The sequence below is a fragment of the Phytopseudomonas seleniipraecipitans genome (assembly GCF_900102335.1).
Classification (GTDB): Bacteria; Pseudomonadota; Gammaproteobacteria; order Pseudomonadales; family Pseudomonadaceae; genus Aquipseudomonas; species Aquipseudomonas seleniipraecipitans.
Window position 1 is genome coordinate 487,590 of sequence record NZ_FNBM01000003.1, and the last position, 14,046, is coordinate 501,635.

Below are 14,046 nucleotides of genomic sequence, written 5' to 3' on the forward strand. Positions count from 1 at the left end.
TTGCCGCTGCCATCGGCCGGTTGGCGACCACGGCCTATGCCGATCGGCGTATGGGCGACCACCGCGAGAAGCCGATTTAATGGGATGATGGCGCCAATGATCGGCGTCGCCCGCGCTGGAGAAACGTCCCATGCATAACGACAACGGCAGTGCCCTGGCGCTGCGCAGCCAGTACCGGCAATGGGAAAGCAGAGCGGCACGCCTCAGCCTGCTGGTTGATACGGGCCGCGAGCTCGGCGCCCTGTCGCCCGCCGAGATGGGTGAACGCATGCTGCAGCGCGCCTGTGCGTTCTGCGCCATGGACAGCGGCCTGGTGGTTCGCGAGCTGAATGGCGAAGGCCAGGTGCTGGCAAGCCACGGCGCTCACTCGAACGAGCAGCGCGTGGCGTTGCTGGCACTCGGCGACAGCGCCGCGACACAGGCGCAGTGCCTGCCCATCGACAAGAGCGAGCTGCAGTTGGTCATCCGCCTGCCTCTGACGACAGCCCAGGGCCAGCCGTTCGGCAACGTGCTGCTGGCCAGCGCAGTGAGGATCAACCCGCCGGACGACGAAGACCTCGAATCCCTGCAACTGCTCGCCACCCTGCTTGCCGCGCACCTGGACAACCAGCGCCTGCACGGCGACCTGCTGGCCCGCGAACGCACCATGTCGGAGTTGGTGCACCGCCTGCTCAGCGCCCAGGAAGACGAGCGCCGACGCGTCGCCTACGACCTGCACGACGGCCTTGCACAAACGCTGGCGGGCCTGCATCAGCGCTTGCAGGGTTTCGCCAGCCAGTGTCCAACGCTACCGCAAACCCAGCAACAGGAGCTGCGCACCATCCTTGAACTGGCCCAGCGTTGCGTGCGCGAAGGCCGCCAGGCCATTGGTGGTCTGCGTCCGCAGTTGCTGGATGATTTCGGCCTGCTGCACGCCATCGACAAGGAAGCCGACCGCCTGCGCGACGCCGGCTACCGGGTGCAGTGGCTGCAACGCAGCGACGCGCGGCTGTCAGCCAACGTCGAAATCACCCTGTTTCGTATCGCTCAGGAAGGCATCAACAACATCCTCAAGCACGCCGGCCCCTGTAGCGTGCGGGTGAGCCTGGATAACCAGGCAGGCCAGGCGCAACTGCGGGTCGAGGATGACGGCCAAGGCTTCGAGGCCGCGCCCGACGCGCCGCGCAAGGGCAACAGCGGGCTGGGCCTGGCCGCCATGCACGAGCGCGCCAGCCTGCTGGGTGGGCATCTGCGCTGCAGCAGCGAACCGGGACGCGGCACTCGCTTGCTGGCCCAGGTGCCGAGCGCCGAGGTGCATCAGCCATGACCGCCCCCCTGCGCCTGGTCGTGGCCGACGACCATGAAGTGACCCGCGCGGGCTTCGTCGCCATGCTGGGCGGTTGCGATGAATTCGAGGTGGTCGGCCAGGCGGCCGATGGCGATGCTGCCCTGCAGTTGTGCGAACGCCTGCTGCCCGACATCGCCATCCTCGATATCCGCATGCCAGGCCTCAACGGGCTGGGCGCAGCGCGCCTGTTGCAGCAGCGCCTGCCGCACCTGAAGGTGGTGATGTTCACCATGTACGACAGCCCCGAGCACCTGGAAGCCGCCATCGCCGCCGGAGCCGTCGGTTACCTGCTCAAGGACGCCACGCGCGACGAAGTGATCGCTGCTCTGCGCCGCGTCGCAGCGGGTGACGAAGCCCTCAACAGTTCCGTCAGCGCGCGGCTCCTGCGACGCATCGCCGACCGCAGCAACGCGGGCGCGCCGCCCACCGACGCACTGACCAGCCGCGAGCGCCAGGTGCTTGGCCTGGTCGCTGGCGGTTTCAGCAACCGCGAGATTGGTGAAAAGCTGGGGATCGCGGCCGGCACGGTGAAAACTCATGTCGAACGGGTGATCGCCAAGCTCGGCGTGGCCGATCGCACCCAGGCGGCTGTACGTGGCATTGCCCTCGGGCTGGTGGCACAACCTGCGGCAGACTGGTTCGGTCCGTCCTCATGATGCGTCGCATCGATCATTTCTGGGCTGACCTGCCCTTGCGTGGCAAGGCATTGGTTGGCATCTCGCTGCCGCTGGTGATCCTCCTGCTGTCGCTGGTGCTGATCTACATCACCGAGCGGCGCACTGCCGAGGCCGAGGAGGACGTGCGTCGTGTGCTGAAAGTGCAGGGCGACATCCAGGCGGTGCAAACCCTGCTGGCCGAAGGCGCGGCGAGCGTGCGCGGCTACCTGCTGACCCGCCGGGACAACTTTCTGACGATCTATCAGCAAACCGAGCCGCGCATCGCAGCGGCCCTGGCGCGCCTCGATGCCAATATCCGCGACACCGAAGTGCGCGAGCGCCTGGAGCGTATCAAGCCGCTGATCCGCACCAAGCTGGAAGGGCTGGACGTGCTGCGCGATGGCGACATGGGCGAAAACCGTGAGCGACTGACTGCGGTGCTGATCGAAAACAAGCGCATGCTCGACAGCCTGCGCGACGAAATCGACGCCATGCGCGTGCGCGAAGACGCTCTGCTCGCCGACCGCACCGCCAACGCCGCCGACAACCGCCAGCGGATGCTGCTGGCTACGCTGCTGGCGGCAGGTTGCGGGCTATTCGGGGCGATCATCGCCGTGCTGTTGCTCTCCAGCGGGATCGTCAGCCGCGTCCAGCGTGTGCAGCGTAGTGCCCGTCACCTGGCGCTCGGCAACCCTCTCGAGCCGCGGCACCACGAACGCGACGAAATCGGCCGCCTCGGCGCCAGCCTTGAGGAAGCCAGCCAGCTCCTCGCCCAGCGCGAGCGGGCGTTGCGCGACAACGAGGAGCGTCTGCGCCTGATCATCGAAGGAGTGCGTGACTACGGCATCTTCGCCCTCGACCCGCAAGGCCACGTCACCACCTGGAACGCCGGTGCCGAACGTATCAAGGGCTACAGTGAAACCGAGATCATCGGCCGCCACTTTTCCCTGTTCTACCCCGACGAACAGCGCCCGCATCATCCGCTGCACGCGCTGCAGGTGGCCGCCGACAAGGGCCGCTACGAGGAAGAAGCCTGGCGCCAGCGCCGCGACGGCTCGCGCTTCTGGGCCAGCGTGGTGATCACCGCGCAACATGACGCCAGCGGCACCCTGCGCGGTTTCTCCAAGGTCACCCGCGACATCACCGACCGCCGCGCCGCCGATATCGCCCTGCGCGACGCCCGCGAGGAAGCCGAGAACGCCAGCCAGGCGAAAAGCGAGTTTCTCTCGCGCATGAGTCACGAACTGCGCACACCGCTCAATTCCATTCTGGGCTTCGCGCAACTGCTTGATCTGGAGTCGCCCAGGCCACAGGTCACTCACATCCTGCGCGCCGGCCAGCACCTGCTCACGCTGATCAACGAAGTGCTCGACATCGCCCGCATCGAAGCCGGTCGCCTACCCATGAGCCCGGAGGCCATAGACCTGCACGCCGTGGTGCAGGAGGCGATGACGCTGATTTCACCGTTGGCCGACGAGGCCGGTATCCGCCTGCGCCCGTTGCCGCCGAGCAGTGCCGCGGTTGGCGTGATGGCTGACCGGCAGCGGCTGATCCAGGTGCTGCTCAACCTGCTGTCCAACGCGGTGAAGTACAACCGCCCCGGCGGCGAAGTGCACCTGGATATCGAACTGCAGGGTGAGCGCCTGGCGCTGGCGGTCAATGACAGCGGTGCGGGCATCGCAGCGGATGACCTGGAGCGTCTGTTCCATCCGTTCGAGCGTCTGGGCGCCGACCAGCACAGCGAAGGCACCGGTCTCGGCCTGGCCCTGAGCCGCAACCTGCTGCAGGCCATGGATGGCACGCTGGAAGTGATCAGCGTAGTCGGCACCGGTAGCCGCTTCGTGCTGACCCTGCCATCGGCGCAGGTGGGATCACTCGCCACGGGTGACGACCTGTGGCGCGCCCTGCCCATGCCGGCTCCGGTCCGCATCGCAGAAAGCGCCAGCCTGGCCCGCGTGCTGTGCATCGAGGACAACCTGTCCAGCCAGGCGCTGATCGAAACCCTGCTGCAGCGGCGTCCCGGCGTGCAATTGCTGTCGAGCATGCAGGGCCAGTTGGGCCTCGACCTGGCGCGCCAGCATCTGCCGCGGGTGATCCTGCTCGACGTCAACCTGCCGGACATGACCGGCATCGAGGTACTCAAGCGGTTGCGCGCCGACCCGGCCACGGCAGCCATCGCCGTGCTGATGATCACCGCAGATGCCAGCACCGCCGCACGACGTGCCATGCAACAGGCCGGCGCCACGGCGATTCTCACCAAACCCATCCACGTACCGACCTTCCTGGCCTTTCTCGACCAACACCTGCCGGAGCCTGCATGAGCGACGACTACCGCATCCTGATCATCGACGATCAGCGTCCCAACCTGGACCTGATGGAGCAGTTGCTGGCCCGCGAAGGCCTGCACAACGTGCTCAGCAGCACCCAGCCACTGCGCGCCCTGGAGCTCTACAACAGCTTCGAACCGGATTTGGTGATTCTCGACCTACACATGCCCGACTTCGATGGCTTCGCGCTGATGGAGCAGCTCAACCGGCGCATTCCGCAGAACGATTACGTGCCACTGCTGGTGCTGACCGCCGATGTGACCCGCGCCACCCGCGTGCGTGCCCTGGCACTGGGCGCGCGGGACTTCATCAGCAAGCCGCTGGATGCCTTGGAAACCATGTTGCGGGTGTGGAACCTGCTGGAAACCCGCGCCCTGTACAAGGCCCTGCGGGCCACGCTGACCGAGCCACAATTGGCCGCCCTGCTGCAGCCGCTGGTGGCGCACCGTCAGGGCAGGCGTTAAACGGGCTTGGCGCCCATCACCGCCATGATCACCACCAGCAGCACGACGATCAGCGCGGCATAGGCCATCGCGAAACGCAGCGACTTGGCAGGCACCGTGCCGCCGGCCTGAGCCTGCCAGGCACCCAACCGGCCGAGCAGCAGCAGGCCGACGATCATCAGCACGCCGAACAGGATGCTGCCCAGCAGCAGCCAGGTCTGGCTCAACGGCCAACCAGCCAGGTTGACCATCCACCAGCCGGTCACCGGCAGGCTCAACGCCAGCACGGCGAACACCGGCAAACTGATCCGGCGCGTGCGCTGCAGCTTGCGTTGCAGCACGGCGCTGTCGCCGCTGCGCCACGCCTTCCAGAGCATGAATGCATGAGCCAGCACACCCAGCAGCAGGAGGATGCCGGGCACACTGTGGACGATACGCAGCAGCAGGTAATGTTCCATCACGGTTTCCTTTGGTTTTTTATAGCCCAGCCCTGGGTATCGCTGCGCTCACCGCCAGGCTACCAGTCGACCCCCGTAGCCTGGGTGGAGCAGCGCGATACCCGGCAATCGTCTGCGCGAATCAACTAGCCAAGAAACAGCTTGTAGGCCGGGTTGTCACTTTCGTCCCAGTACGGGTAGCCAATTGCATCCAGCGCCGGCGCGAGCAGATGGCGTTCGTCTTCCGGCACCTGCAGGGCCGCCAGCACGCGGCCGTCGGCAGCGCCGTGGTTGCGGTAATGGAACAAGGTCATATTCCAGCGCCCGCCCAGCTTGTCGAGGAAGTTGAACAGCGCACCCGGGCGCTCCGGAAACTCAAAGCGGAACACGCACTCGTCCGGCACTGCCGCGGCGTGCCCGCCGACGGTATGGCGAATGTGCAGCTTGGCCAGTTCGTTGTCGGTCAGGTCGATGACCGGGAACCCCTGGCTACGGAGGTTTTCCACCAGTGCCGCACGCGGGTCGTTCTCGGGGTGGGTCTGCACGCCGACAAAGATGTGCGCCTCGCCATCCTGGTGGTAGCGGTAGTTGAATTCGGTGATCTGGCGCTTGCCGACCGCCTCGCAGAAGGCCTTGAAGCTGCCCGGTTGCTCCGGAATGGTGACGGCGATGATCGCTTCGCGCTTTTCACCCAGTTCTGCACGTTCCGCCACATGGCGCAGGCGATCGAAGTTGACGTTGGCGCCCGAATCGATGCCCACCAGAACCTGGCCGCTGATGCCCTCACGTTCGACGTACTTCTTGATCCCGGCCACGGCCAAAGCACCGGCGGGCTCGGTGATCGAGCGGGTGTCGTCGTAGATATCCTTGATTGCCGCACAGATTTCGTCGGTGCTGACGGTGATCACTTCATCGACGCACAGCTTGCAGATATCGAAGGTGTGCTGGCCGATCTGCGCCACCGCCACGCCGTCGGCGAACAGCCCGACCTGCGGCAGCACCACGCGCTCACCCGCGGCCAGCGCCTGCTGCAGGCAGTTGGAGTCGTCCGGCTCGACACCGATGATCTTGGTCTCCGGGCGCAGGTATTTGACATAAGCGGCGATGCCGGCGATCAGGCCGCCACCACCGACCGGTACGAAGATCGCGTCCAGCGGGCCCTGATGCTGCCGCAGGATTTCCATTGCCACGGTGCCCTGGCCGGCGATCACATGGGGGTCGTCGTAGGGGTGCACGTAGACCAGGCCCTGTTCCTCGACCAGCTTTAGCGAATGCGCCAGCGCTTCGGGAAAGGCGTCGCCGTGCAGCACCACCTTGCCACCACGCGAACGCACACCCTGCACTTTCAGCTCAGGCGTGGTGCGCGGCATGACGATGGTCGCCTTGACGCCCATGTGCTTGGCGGCCAACGCCAGGCCCTGGGCATGGTTGCCCGCCGAAGCGGTCACCACGCCGCGGGCCAGCTCTTCCGGGCTCAGCTGCGCCAGCTTGTTGTAGGCGCCACGAATCTTGAACGAGTAAACCGGCTGCAGATCCTCGCGCTTGAGCAGAATCTGATTGCCCAGGCGTTCGGAAAGTTGGCGAGCGGGTTGCAGCGGGGTTTCCACGGCAACGTCATAGACACGAGAGGTCAGGGTCTTCTTGACGTACTGTTCGAGCATGGCGGGCATCGCAGTCGGCTTCATGGGGAACCCAGGAGTCTAACGCAGCCATCTGCCGAGCGACCATACGAATTCCGGGGTTTTGCCGGCTATAATCTCCGCCTCGTTTCCCTCTCTCTCGTGGAACCCGCATGACCCAGGATCAGCTCAAACAAGCCGTGGCCCAGGCCGCCGTCGACTTCATCCTTCCCAAGCTCGACGCCAAGAGCGTCATTGGGGTCGGTACCGGCTCCACAGCCAACTGCTTCATCGATGCGCTGGCCAAGCACAAACTGGATTTCGATGGCGCCGTCGCCAGCTCCGAAGCCACTGCCGCCCGCCTCAAGGGCCATGGCATTGCGGTGTACGAACTGAACACCGTCAGCGATCTGGAGTTCTATGTCGATGGTGCCGATGAGAGTGACGAGCGCCTGAACCTGATCAAGGGTGGCGGCGCCGCCCTGACCCGCGAGAAGATCGTCGCCGCTGTGGCGCGCACCTTCATCTGCATCGCCGACGGCAGCAAACTGGTGCCGGTGCTCGGCGCTTTCCCGCTGCCGGTGGAAGTGATTCCCATGGCCCGCAGCCACGTGGCGCGCGAATTGGTCAAGCTGGGCGGCGACCCGGTCTATCGCGAAGGCGTGCTGACCGACAACGGCAATGTAATCCTCGATGTGCACAACATGAGCATCACCGACCCAGTGAAACTGGAAGCGGACATCAACGCCATCGTCGGCGTGGTTACCAACGGCCTGTTCGCCGCGCGCCCGGCCGATTTGCTGCTGCTCGGCACCGCCGAAGGCGTAAAGTCGCTGCAGCGTTAAGCATCGACGGCCGTATCGAAAAGGCCGAGTGAGCGATCACTCGGCCTTTTTGCTGAAGGTATAAAACAGGTTGGGCTCGCTGATCAGGTAGATCACGCCGTTCTCGTCCAGCGCGATGCCCTCGGCCTGCGGCACCGATTCCTTCAGCCCCTGCTGACCGCCAATCAGCGACAGGCTGCTGACCGCCTTGCCCTGGGTATCGAGTTCGACCAGCAGGCGCGAGTCATCGGAAAGCGCCAGCAGGTGTCCGCTGCCGGCCACATATTGCAGGCTGGACAGGTCGCGGACGAACAGTCCGGCATCGCGCTCTCGATCATCGATGATGCGGATCGCCGATGGACTGTGCGGGTCGAAATGCGGGAAACCCTGCACCTCGTAGATGCGCAGCGGGTCGCGCTCCTTGGCAACGAACAGACGTTTGCCGGCCAGGTCATAGGCCAGACCTTCGAAGCCCTTGTTCTTGGCCTCCATCTCCAGCCCCAGCGAAAGCTGCTGACCATCGGCCGCGTCGACGCGGGTGGTGGCGTCGTCGATGCGCACCTCGACGAGGCGCTGCGGGCGCTCGTCGGCGATCACGAAAATGCCTGGGCCGACATATTCCACCGCCTCTGGGTCACCGAAGCCAACCAGTTCGATCTCTCGCAGCACCTTGCCGTCGAGGGACAGCTCGATCAGCCGGGGCTTCTGGTTGGTCACGGTGAACAGGCTCTTGCGCAGCGGATCATAGGCCAGCGCCGAGACGTCATCGTCCAGGCCTTCGATGACCTGCGCGTCGCGGGTGACCTGATACCCATCGAGCCACAGGGCACTGGCCGGCGCATCCTCTGGCTGCTGCAGGTTGAACCAGGCGCGCTCGAACACTCGCAACTCCTGACCCCAGACCGCCAGCAGTAGCGCGGCAATGAGTAACAGGCTGACGAGGATCGCCTTGAAGGAAAACAGTCGACGCATACCGGTTCACATGTCCATCAGTGGGAACGACAAGCCGTCTCCCACTCAACGCAGACAGACGGCCATTCAGAAACGGGCGACGCTAACAGCCTTGGTTACGGTTCACCAGCTCGGCAGCGGAGCCAGGGCCATGGCTTACTCGGCCTGATCGGCCTGATCGGACTGATCGGCCTTGCTGAAGACATAGAACAGATTCGGCTCGCTGGTCAGGTACAGCACGCCCTTGTCGTCGACCGTGATGCCTTCGGCCTGCGGTACCGATTTGCTGAGACCATGCTGACCGGGCAGCAGCGACAGGCTACTGATCGGCCTGCCGTCCTGGTCCAGCTCGACGACCAGGCGCGATTCGTCGGACAACGCCAGCAAGTGACCGGTGCGGCTATCGAAATGCAGGCTGGACAGGTCGCGAACGAAGATGCCCGCATCGCGCTTGCGGTCATCGCGGATCTGCAGCGGGTCGGGCGCCTGCGGGTCGAGATTGGGAAACCCGTGCACTTCATAGATGCGCATGGGATCACGCTCCTTGGCGACAAACAGGCGCTGACCCTTGAGGTCATAGGCAAGACCCTCGAAGCCCTTGTTCTTGCCGCCCATCTCCAGGCCCAGCGACATCTGCTGCCCGTCAGCGGCGTTGATCGATGTGGTGTCGTTATCGACCCGCACCTTGACCAGCCGCTGGGCCCGCTCGTCAGCGATCACGAAGCGGCCTGGGGCCACATACTCCACCGCCTCGGGGTCTCCGAAGCCGACCAACTCGATCTGCCGCAGCACCTTGCCGTCAAGTGACAGCTCGATCAGTTTGGGGTGCTGGTTGGTGACGGTAAACAGGCTTTGCCGATCCGGGTCGTACGTCAGCGCCGAGACGTCGTCCTCGAGCCCTTCGATAGGCTGCGCCTCGATCACCACCTTGTAGTCGTTCAACCACAGCGAGTGGGACGGCGCATCGTTCGGCTGGCTTACATTGAACCAGGCCCGCTCGAACAGCCGAAACTGCTGACTGGTAATCACCAGTGCGGCAAGCACAACCAGCATCAACAGCAGAAACAATCCTTTGACTGAAAGCAGACGACGCATGGCGATTCACATATCCATCAGCAGAAATGACAACGCCGCCTCTCGGTATTCCGAGAGACGGCCATTCAGTGCAGAGGTGGGACGCTAACAGCGCCCGCCTTATTTCACCAGTTCAACGATGTCGACATCGATTTCGCGGCTGGTCAGGTCCTTGTCGACTTCACCGGTCAGCTTGACGTTGGCCTTCTCGGAGACAGCTTGCGGCGGCCAGTCTTCGTCGTCGATTTCTACGTGGATGGTGCCCGTGGCATCCTTGAACTCATAGAGTTCGTCCTGCAGACGCTTGACGATCTGGCCTTGCAGCACCACCGGGGTGTCGTCGGCGGCTTTCAGCGCCTGCTCGACAGTGGTGACCTGAGCGACCTGGCCTGGGCCGGTGTAGCCGGCAGCCATGGCAGCGGAAGAGAACAGCGGAACGAGCAACAGTGCGAGTGCGGGAGCTTTCATGTGGGATGACCCTCTATCTGTAGATGACGGGGGTCAGGTTAAGTCCCGGAGCTGAAGCCAGCCTTAAAGCCGGCTTAAGCGAAGCTTAATTGCAAACGCGGATTGACGGCTGATGCGTGGCGGGAGCGGGCGGTCAGCCATTAGACCTGATCGCTCCCACGCTCCTGCGCGGGGGCCCGGCCTGGGGCGCTCTGCGCACGCTTAGGCTTACCGGTGTGCTCGGCATCGGACGCAGAGCGTCCCGGAAGGCATTCCCACGCGGAGCGTGAGGAACGATCAGCTGAGCGGCCGCTCCCGCCACTCAGCGGTCTTGTCAGAGGACGCGGCTGGCGAAGCTGGAGTGGTCGACCAGATCCAGTACCAGTTCATCGCCCTTGTGCAGCGGGCCGACGCCGGCTGGGGTGCCGGTGAGGATCACATCACCAGGCTGCAGGTTGAAGTTGCCGGCCATTTCCTGAATCACCGGCACGATCGCAAAGATCATGTCGCCGCTGATACCGTCCTGGCGTACTTCACCGTTGATGGTCAAGCGAATGCCGATGCCGGCGAGGTCTTCGACCGCGTCGCCCGGCACGAACGGTGCGAGCACACAGGCGCCGTCGAACGACTTGGCCGGCTCCCACGGGTGACCCTGGTTTTTCAGCTTGTTCTGTACATCACGCAGGGTCAGATCCAGGGCGGGGGCGAAACCGGAAATGGCGTCGCGCACTTCTTCTTCGCTCGGCTTGCGCGACAGCGGCTTGCCGATCAGCACGGCGATTTCCACTTCGTAGTGCACCGAACCGCGGTCTTCCGGAATGCTGAAACCGCCTTCAAGCGGCACAACGCAGCTGCCGGGCTTGATGAACAGCATCGGCTCGGTCGGCAGTGGGTTATTGAGCTCCTTGGCGTGCTCGGCGTAGTTGCGGCCTACACACACCACCTTGCCCAGCGGGAAGTGGATTCGGGTGCCATCGATGTATTGGTGCTGGTAGCTCATGGTCGCTCCTTTTGTTATTCCAACCCCGGACTCAGACGAAGATCTTGCCCGGATTCATGATGCCGTTGGGGTCGAATATCGCCTTGACCGCTTTCATATAACCGATTTCCGCCGGTGAGCGGCTGTATTCCAGATAATCGCGCTTGGTCATACCGACGCCGTGTTCCGCGGAAATCGAGCCGTTGTACTTCTCGACCGTCTCGAACACCCAGGTGTTGACGGTGGCGCACTTGCCGAAGAACTCTTCCTTGCTCAGCGCGTCGGGCTTGAGGATGTTCAGGTGCAGGTTGCCATCGCCGATGTGACCGTACCAGAGCACTTCAAAATCCGGGTAGCTGCCGGAAACGATGGTGTCGATGTCGGCCAGGAAAGCCGGTACCTGAGAAACCGTCACCGAGATATCGTTCTTGTACGGTGTCCAGTGGCTGATGGTCTCGGAGATGTATTCGCGCAGCTTCCACAGGTTCTGCAACTGCTGCTCGCTCTGGCTCATTACGCCGTCGAGGACCCAGCCTTGCTCGACGCAATGCTCGAAGGTCGCCAGCGCGGCATTGGCGACGTCCTCGTTGACCGCTTCGAATTCCAGCAGCGCATAGAACGGCGTGCGGCTCTCGAACGGTGCGGGAATGTCGCCACGGCCGAGAATCTTGTCCAGGCATTTGTCGGAAAAGAACTCGAAGGCGGTGAGGTCGAGCTTGCCGTGAAAGGCATGCAGCACCGGCATGATCGAATCGAAATCGGGGGTGCCGAGCACCATGGCAGTGAGGTTGCGCGGTGCGCGATCCAGACGCATCGTCGCCTCGACCACGAAACCCAGGGTGCCTTCGGCGCCAATGAACAGCTGGCGCAGGTCATAGCCCGTGGCGTTCTTGATCAGGTCCTTGTTCAGCTCGAGCAGCTCGCCGGTGCCAGTGACCACTTTCAGGCCGGCTACCCAGTTGCGGGTCAGGCCGTAGCGGATGACCTTGATGCCACCGGCGTTGGTACCGATGTTGCCACCGATCTGGCTGGAACCGGCGGAGGCAAAATCCACCGGGTAATACAGGCCCTTGTCCTCGGCGAACTGCTGCAGCGCGCCGGTGACCACCCCCGGCTGGCAGACCACGGTGCGGTTGGACTCGTTGAAATCGAGAATCTGGTTCATGTAGTCGAACGACACCACCACCTCGCCGTTGGCCGCAACGGCCCCTGCCGACAGACCGGTGCGCCCGCCGGAGGGCACCAGGGCGATCTTGTGGGCATTGGCCCAACGGACGATGGCCTGCACCTGCTCGATGGTCTTGGGGAACACGATGGCGGTGGGCGCAGGCGCGTAGTGCTTGGTCCAGTCCTTGCCATAGGTTTCCAGCGAGGCGGCGTCGGTCAACACTTTGCCGGGCTCGACCAGGGTTTTGAGTTCTTCAATCGGCAGGTGATCGGTCATTTCAACTCTCGAAATATTCATGGTCGCCCTGAGAACCGTTCAGGTCGCAACCGAGCAAGGAAAAGGGAAGCCATGCTAGCATATGCCCCCCGCAAATCATGCTTTGCAGCGATTTGCCGGCCCATCGGCGCCAGCGCCGATGCTTCTCCTGACACTTAAAATTAGTGGGGCAACAGGTACTCCGATGAGCACGACCTCTCTCGACAAGAGCAAGATCAAGTTCCTTCTTCTTGAAGGTGTCCACCAGAACGCAGTGGATACCCTGAAGGCGTCCGGCTACACCAACATCGAGTACATCAAGACCGCGCTGTCCGGCGAGGAGCTGAAGGCGAAGATCGCCGATGCCCACTTCATCGGCATCCGCTCGCGCACCCAACTGACCGAAGAAGTGTTCGATTGCGCGAAGAAACTGGTCGCAGTCGGCTGCTTCTGCATCGGCACCAATCAGGTCGACCTGAACGCCGCCCGCGAGCGCGGCATCGCCGTGTTCAACGCGCCGTATTCCAACACCCGCTCGGTCGCCGAACTGGTGCTGGCGCAGGCCATCCTCCTGCTGCGCGGCATCCCCGAGAAGAACGCCTCCTGCCACCGTGGCGGCTGGATCAAGTCGGCCGCCAATTCGTTCGAGATCCGCGGCAAGAAGCTCGGCATCGTCGGTTACGGCTCCATCGGCACGCAGTTGTCGGTACTCGCCGAAAGCCTGGGCATGCAGGTGTTCTTTTACGACGTGGTAACCAAGCTGCCGCTCGGCAACGCCACTCAGGTCGGCAAACTGCACGACCTGCTGGGCATGTGCGACATCGTCTCCCTGCACGTGCCTGAGCTGGCGTCCACCCAGTGGATGATCGGCGAGAAGGAAATCCGCGCCATGAAGAAGGGCGGCATTCTGATCAACGCCGCCCGTGGCACCGTGGTCGAGCTCGATCACCTGGCTGCCGCCATCAAGGACGAGCACCTGATCGGTGCCGCCATCGACGTGTTCCCGGTCGAGCCAAAATCCAATGATGACGTCTTCGAAAGCCCGTTGCGCGGCCTGGATCGCGTAATCCTGACCCCGCACATCGGCGGCTCCACCGCCGAAGCCCAGGCCAACATCGGCCTGGAAGTGGCCGAGAAGCTGGTCAAGTACAGCGACAACGGCACGTCGGTGTCGTCCGTCAACTTCCCGGAAGTGGCCCTGCCGGCGCACGCGGGCAAGCACCGTCTGCTGCACATTCACGCCAACATTCCAGGCGTGATGAGCGAGATCAACAAGGTGTTTGCCGACAACGGCATCAACATCTCTGGTCAATACCTGCAGACCAACGAGAAAGTCGGTTACGTGGTCATCGACGTTGACGCCGAGTACTCGGATCTGGCGCTCGAGAAGCTGCAGCACGTCAATGGCACTATCCGTAGCCGCGTGCTGTTCTAATCACGCTGGCTGTCTAGTCCTGAAATAGGTTTACACCGTTTCAGTTAGATTTGTGGTTCCAAAAACGCCCGATGCACCGCATCGGGCGTTTTGTATTTCAGGGC

At 63.5% G+C, this 14,046-nt stretch carries 13 protein-coding genes; 6 read left to right on the forward strand and 7 right to left on the reverse strand.

All coding sequences use genetic code 11. From position 1 onward, the window contains the following. Window positions 1-130 precede the first annotated feature (130 nt). From BLS60_RS09915 to BLS60_RS09930, 4 genes are read left to right on the forward strand one after another with little or no spacing between them, the layout of a single operon-like run. Window positions 131-1,306: a sensor histidine kinase gene (locus BLS60_RS09915; protein ID WP_092367396.1), complete on the forward strand. Its 1,176-nt coding sequence runs from the start codon at window positions 131-133 to the stop codon at window positions 1,304-1,306. Beyond that, window positions 1,303-1,983 carry a response regulator gene (locus BLS60_RS09920; RefSeq protein WP_092367399.1) on the forward strand — a complete coding sequence of 227 codons (681 nt, stop codon included), beginning with the start codon at window positions 1,303-1,305 and terminating at the stop codon, window positions 1,981-1,983. The genes BLS60_RS09915 and BLS60_RS09920 overlap by 4 nt, the downstream gene beginning before the upstream one ends. Next, on the forward strand, window positions 1,980-4,304 hold the full coding sequence (locus BLS60_RS09925) for an ATP-binding protein (protein WP_092367402.1): 2,325 nt from the start codon (window positions 1,980-1,982) through the stop codon (window positions 4,302-4,304). Before BLS60_RS09920 ends, BLS60_RS09925 begins: the two co-directional genes overlap by 4 nt. Beyond that, window positions 4,301-4,774 (forward strand): response regulator, encoded by a 474-nt coding sequence (locus tag BLS60_RS09930; protein WP_092367405.1) that lies wholly within the window; start codon window positions 4,301-4,303, stop codon window positions 4,772-4,774. The genes BLS60_RS09925 and BLS60_RS09930 overlap by 4 nt, the downstream gene beginning before the upstream one ends. On the opposite strand, the gene BLS60_RS09935 is transcribed toward BLS60_RS09930, so the two are convergent. Further along, window positions 4,771-5,211, reverse strand: a complete 441-nt coding sequence (locus tag BLS60_RS09935; protein ID WP_070880425.1) for a DUF2269 family protein — start codon at window positions 5,209-5,211, stop codon at window positions 4,771-4,773. The genes BLS60_RS09930 and BLS60_RS09935 overlap by 4 nt on opposite strands. Before the next feature lie 125 nt (window positions 5,212-5,336). Continuing rightward, window positions 5,337-6,851, reverse strand: a complete 1,515-nt coding sequence (gene ilvA, locus BLS60_RS09940; protein WP_092367464.1) for a threonine ammonia-lyase, biosynthetic — start codon at window positions 6,849-6,851, stop codon at window positions 5,337-5,339. Window positions 6,852-6,982: 131 nt separating this feature from the next. On the opposite strand from ilvA, the gene rpiA reads away from it, so the two are divergent. Continuing rightward, a complete protein-coding gene (rpiA, locus tag BLS60_RS09945) occupies window positions 6,983-7,654 on the forward strand; it encodes a ribose-5-phosphate isomerase RpiA (protein ID WP_070880426.1) in 672 nt (223 codons plus the stop codon). Window positions 7,655-7,690: 36 nt separating this feature from the next. Here the strand turns inward: rpiA and BLS60_RS09950 are convergent, their stop codons facing one another. The 5 genes from BLS60_RS09950 to BLS60_RS09970 form a co-directional block, all read right to left on the reverse strand. Continuing rightward, window positions 7,691-8,605, reverse strand: coding sequence for an SdiA-regulated domain-containing protein (locus BLS60_RS09950; protein ID WP_092367408.1), 915 nt, complete (start codon window positions 8,603-8,605; stop codon window positions 7,691-7,693). A 135-nt stretch (window positions 8,606-8,740) separates the two neighbouring features. Then, a complete protein-coding gene (locus BLS60_RS09955; RefSeq protein WP_092367411.1) occupies window positions 8,741-9,679 on the reverse strand; it encodes an SdiA-regulated domain-containing protein in 939 nt (312 codons plus the stop codon). A 99-nt stretch (window positions 9,680-9,778) separates the two neighbouring features. Beyond that, window positions 9,779-10,126: a NirD/YgiW/YdeI family stress tolerance protein gene (locus BLS60_RS09960; RefSeq protein WP_070880429.1), complete on the reverse strand. Its 348-nt coding sequence runs from the start codon at window positions 10,124-10,126 to the stop codon at window positions 9,779-9,781. Window positions 10,127-10,439: 313 nt separating this feature from the next. Next, complete coding sequence (locus tag BLS60_RS09965) at window positions 10,440-11,105, reverse strand: fumarylacetoacetate hydrolase family protein (protein ID WP_070880430.1); 666 nt, start codon at window positions 11,103-11,105, stop codon at window positions 10,440-10,442. Window positions 11,106-11,136: 31 nt separating this feature from the next. Further along, entirely contained in the window at window positions 11,137-12,528 is a 1,392-nt protein-coding gene (locus tag BLS60_RS09970; protein WP_092367414.1) for an FAD-binding oxidoreductase, read from the reverse strand. A gap of 184 nt (window positions 12,529-12,712) precedes the next feature. Here BLS60_RS09970 and serA point away from each other — a divergent pair, with 184 nt between their 5' ends. Continuing rightward, window positions 12,713-13,942 carry a phosphoglycerate dehydrogenase gene (serA, locus tag BLS60_RS09975; RefSeq protein ID WP_070880432.1) on the forward strand — a complete coding sequence of 410 codons (1,230 nt, stop codon included), beginning with the start codon at window positions 12,713-12,715 and terminating at the stop codon, window positions 13,940-13,942. Window positions 13,943-14,046 lie beyond the last annotated feature (104 nt).

Excerpts from the sequence above, each read along its gene's own strand:
- BLS60_RS09920 (WP_092367399.1), top strand. The coding sequence starts at position 1,303 with ATGACCGCCCCCCTGCGCCTGGTCGTGGCCGACGACCATGAAGTGACC.
- ilvA (WP_092367464.1), bottom strand. The coding sequence starts at position 6,851 with ATGCTCGAACAGTACGTCAAGAAGACCCTGACCTCTCGTGTCTATGAC.
- BLS60_RS09950 (WP_092367408.1), bottom strand. The coding sequence starts at position 8,605 with ATGCGTCGACTGTTTTCCTTCAAGGCGATCCTCGTCAGCCTGTTACTC.
- BLS60_RS09960 (WP_070880429.1), bottom strand. The coding sequence starts at position 10,126 with ATGAAAGCTCCCGCACTCGCACTGTTGCTCGTTCCGCTGTTCTCTTCC.
- BLS60_RS09915 (WP_092367396.1), top strand. The coding sequence starts at position 131 with ATGCATAACGACAACGGCAGTGCCCTGGCGCTGCGCAGCCAGTACCGG.
- BLS60_RS09935 (WP_070880425.1), bottom strand. The coding sequence starts at position 5,211 with ATGGAACATTACCTGCTGCTGCGTATCGTCCACAGTGTGCCCGGCATC.
- BLS60_RS09965 (WP_070880430.1), bottom strand. The coding sequence starts at position 11,105 with ATGAGCTACCAGCACCAATACATCGATGGCACCCGAATCCACTTCCCG.
- serA (WP_070880432.1), top strand. The coding sequence starts at position 12,713 with ATGAGCACGACCTCTCTCGACAAGAGCAAGATCAAGTTCCTTCTTCTT.
- BLS60_RS09930 (WP_092367405.1), top strand. The coding sequence starts at position 4,301 with ATGAGCGACGACTACCGCATCCTGATCATCGACGATCAGCGTCCCAAC.
- BLS60_RS09925 (WP_092367402.1), top strand. The coding sequence starts at position 1,980 with ATGATGCGTCGCATCGATCATTTCTGGGCTGACCTGCCCTTGCGTGGC.
- BLS60_RS09955 (WP_092367411.1), bottom strand. The coding sequence starts at position 9,679 with ATGCGTCGTCTGCTTTCAGTCAAAGGATTGTTTCTGCTGTTGATGCTG.
- rpiA (WP_070880426.1), top strand. The coding sequence starts at position 6,983 with ATGACCCAGGATCAGCTCAAACAAGCCGTGGCCCAGGCCGCCGTCGAC.
- BLS60_RS09970 (WP_092367414.1), bottom strand. The coding sequence starts at position 12,528 with ATGACCGATCACCTGCCGATTGAAGAACTCAAAACCCTGGTCGAGCCC.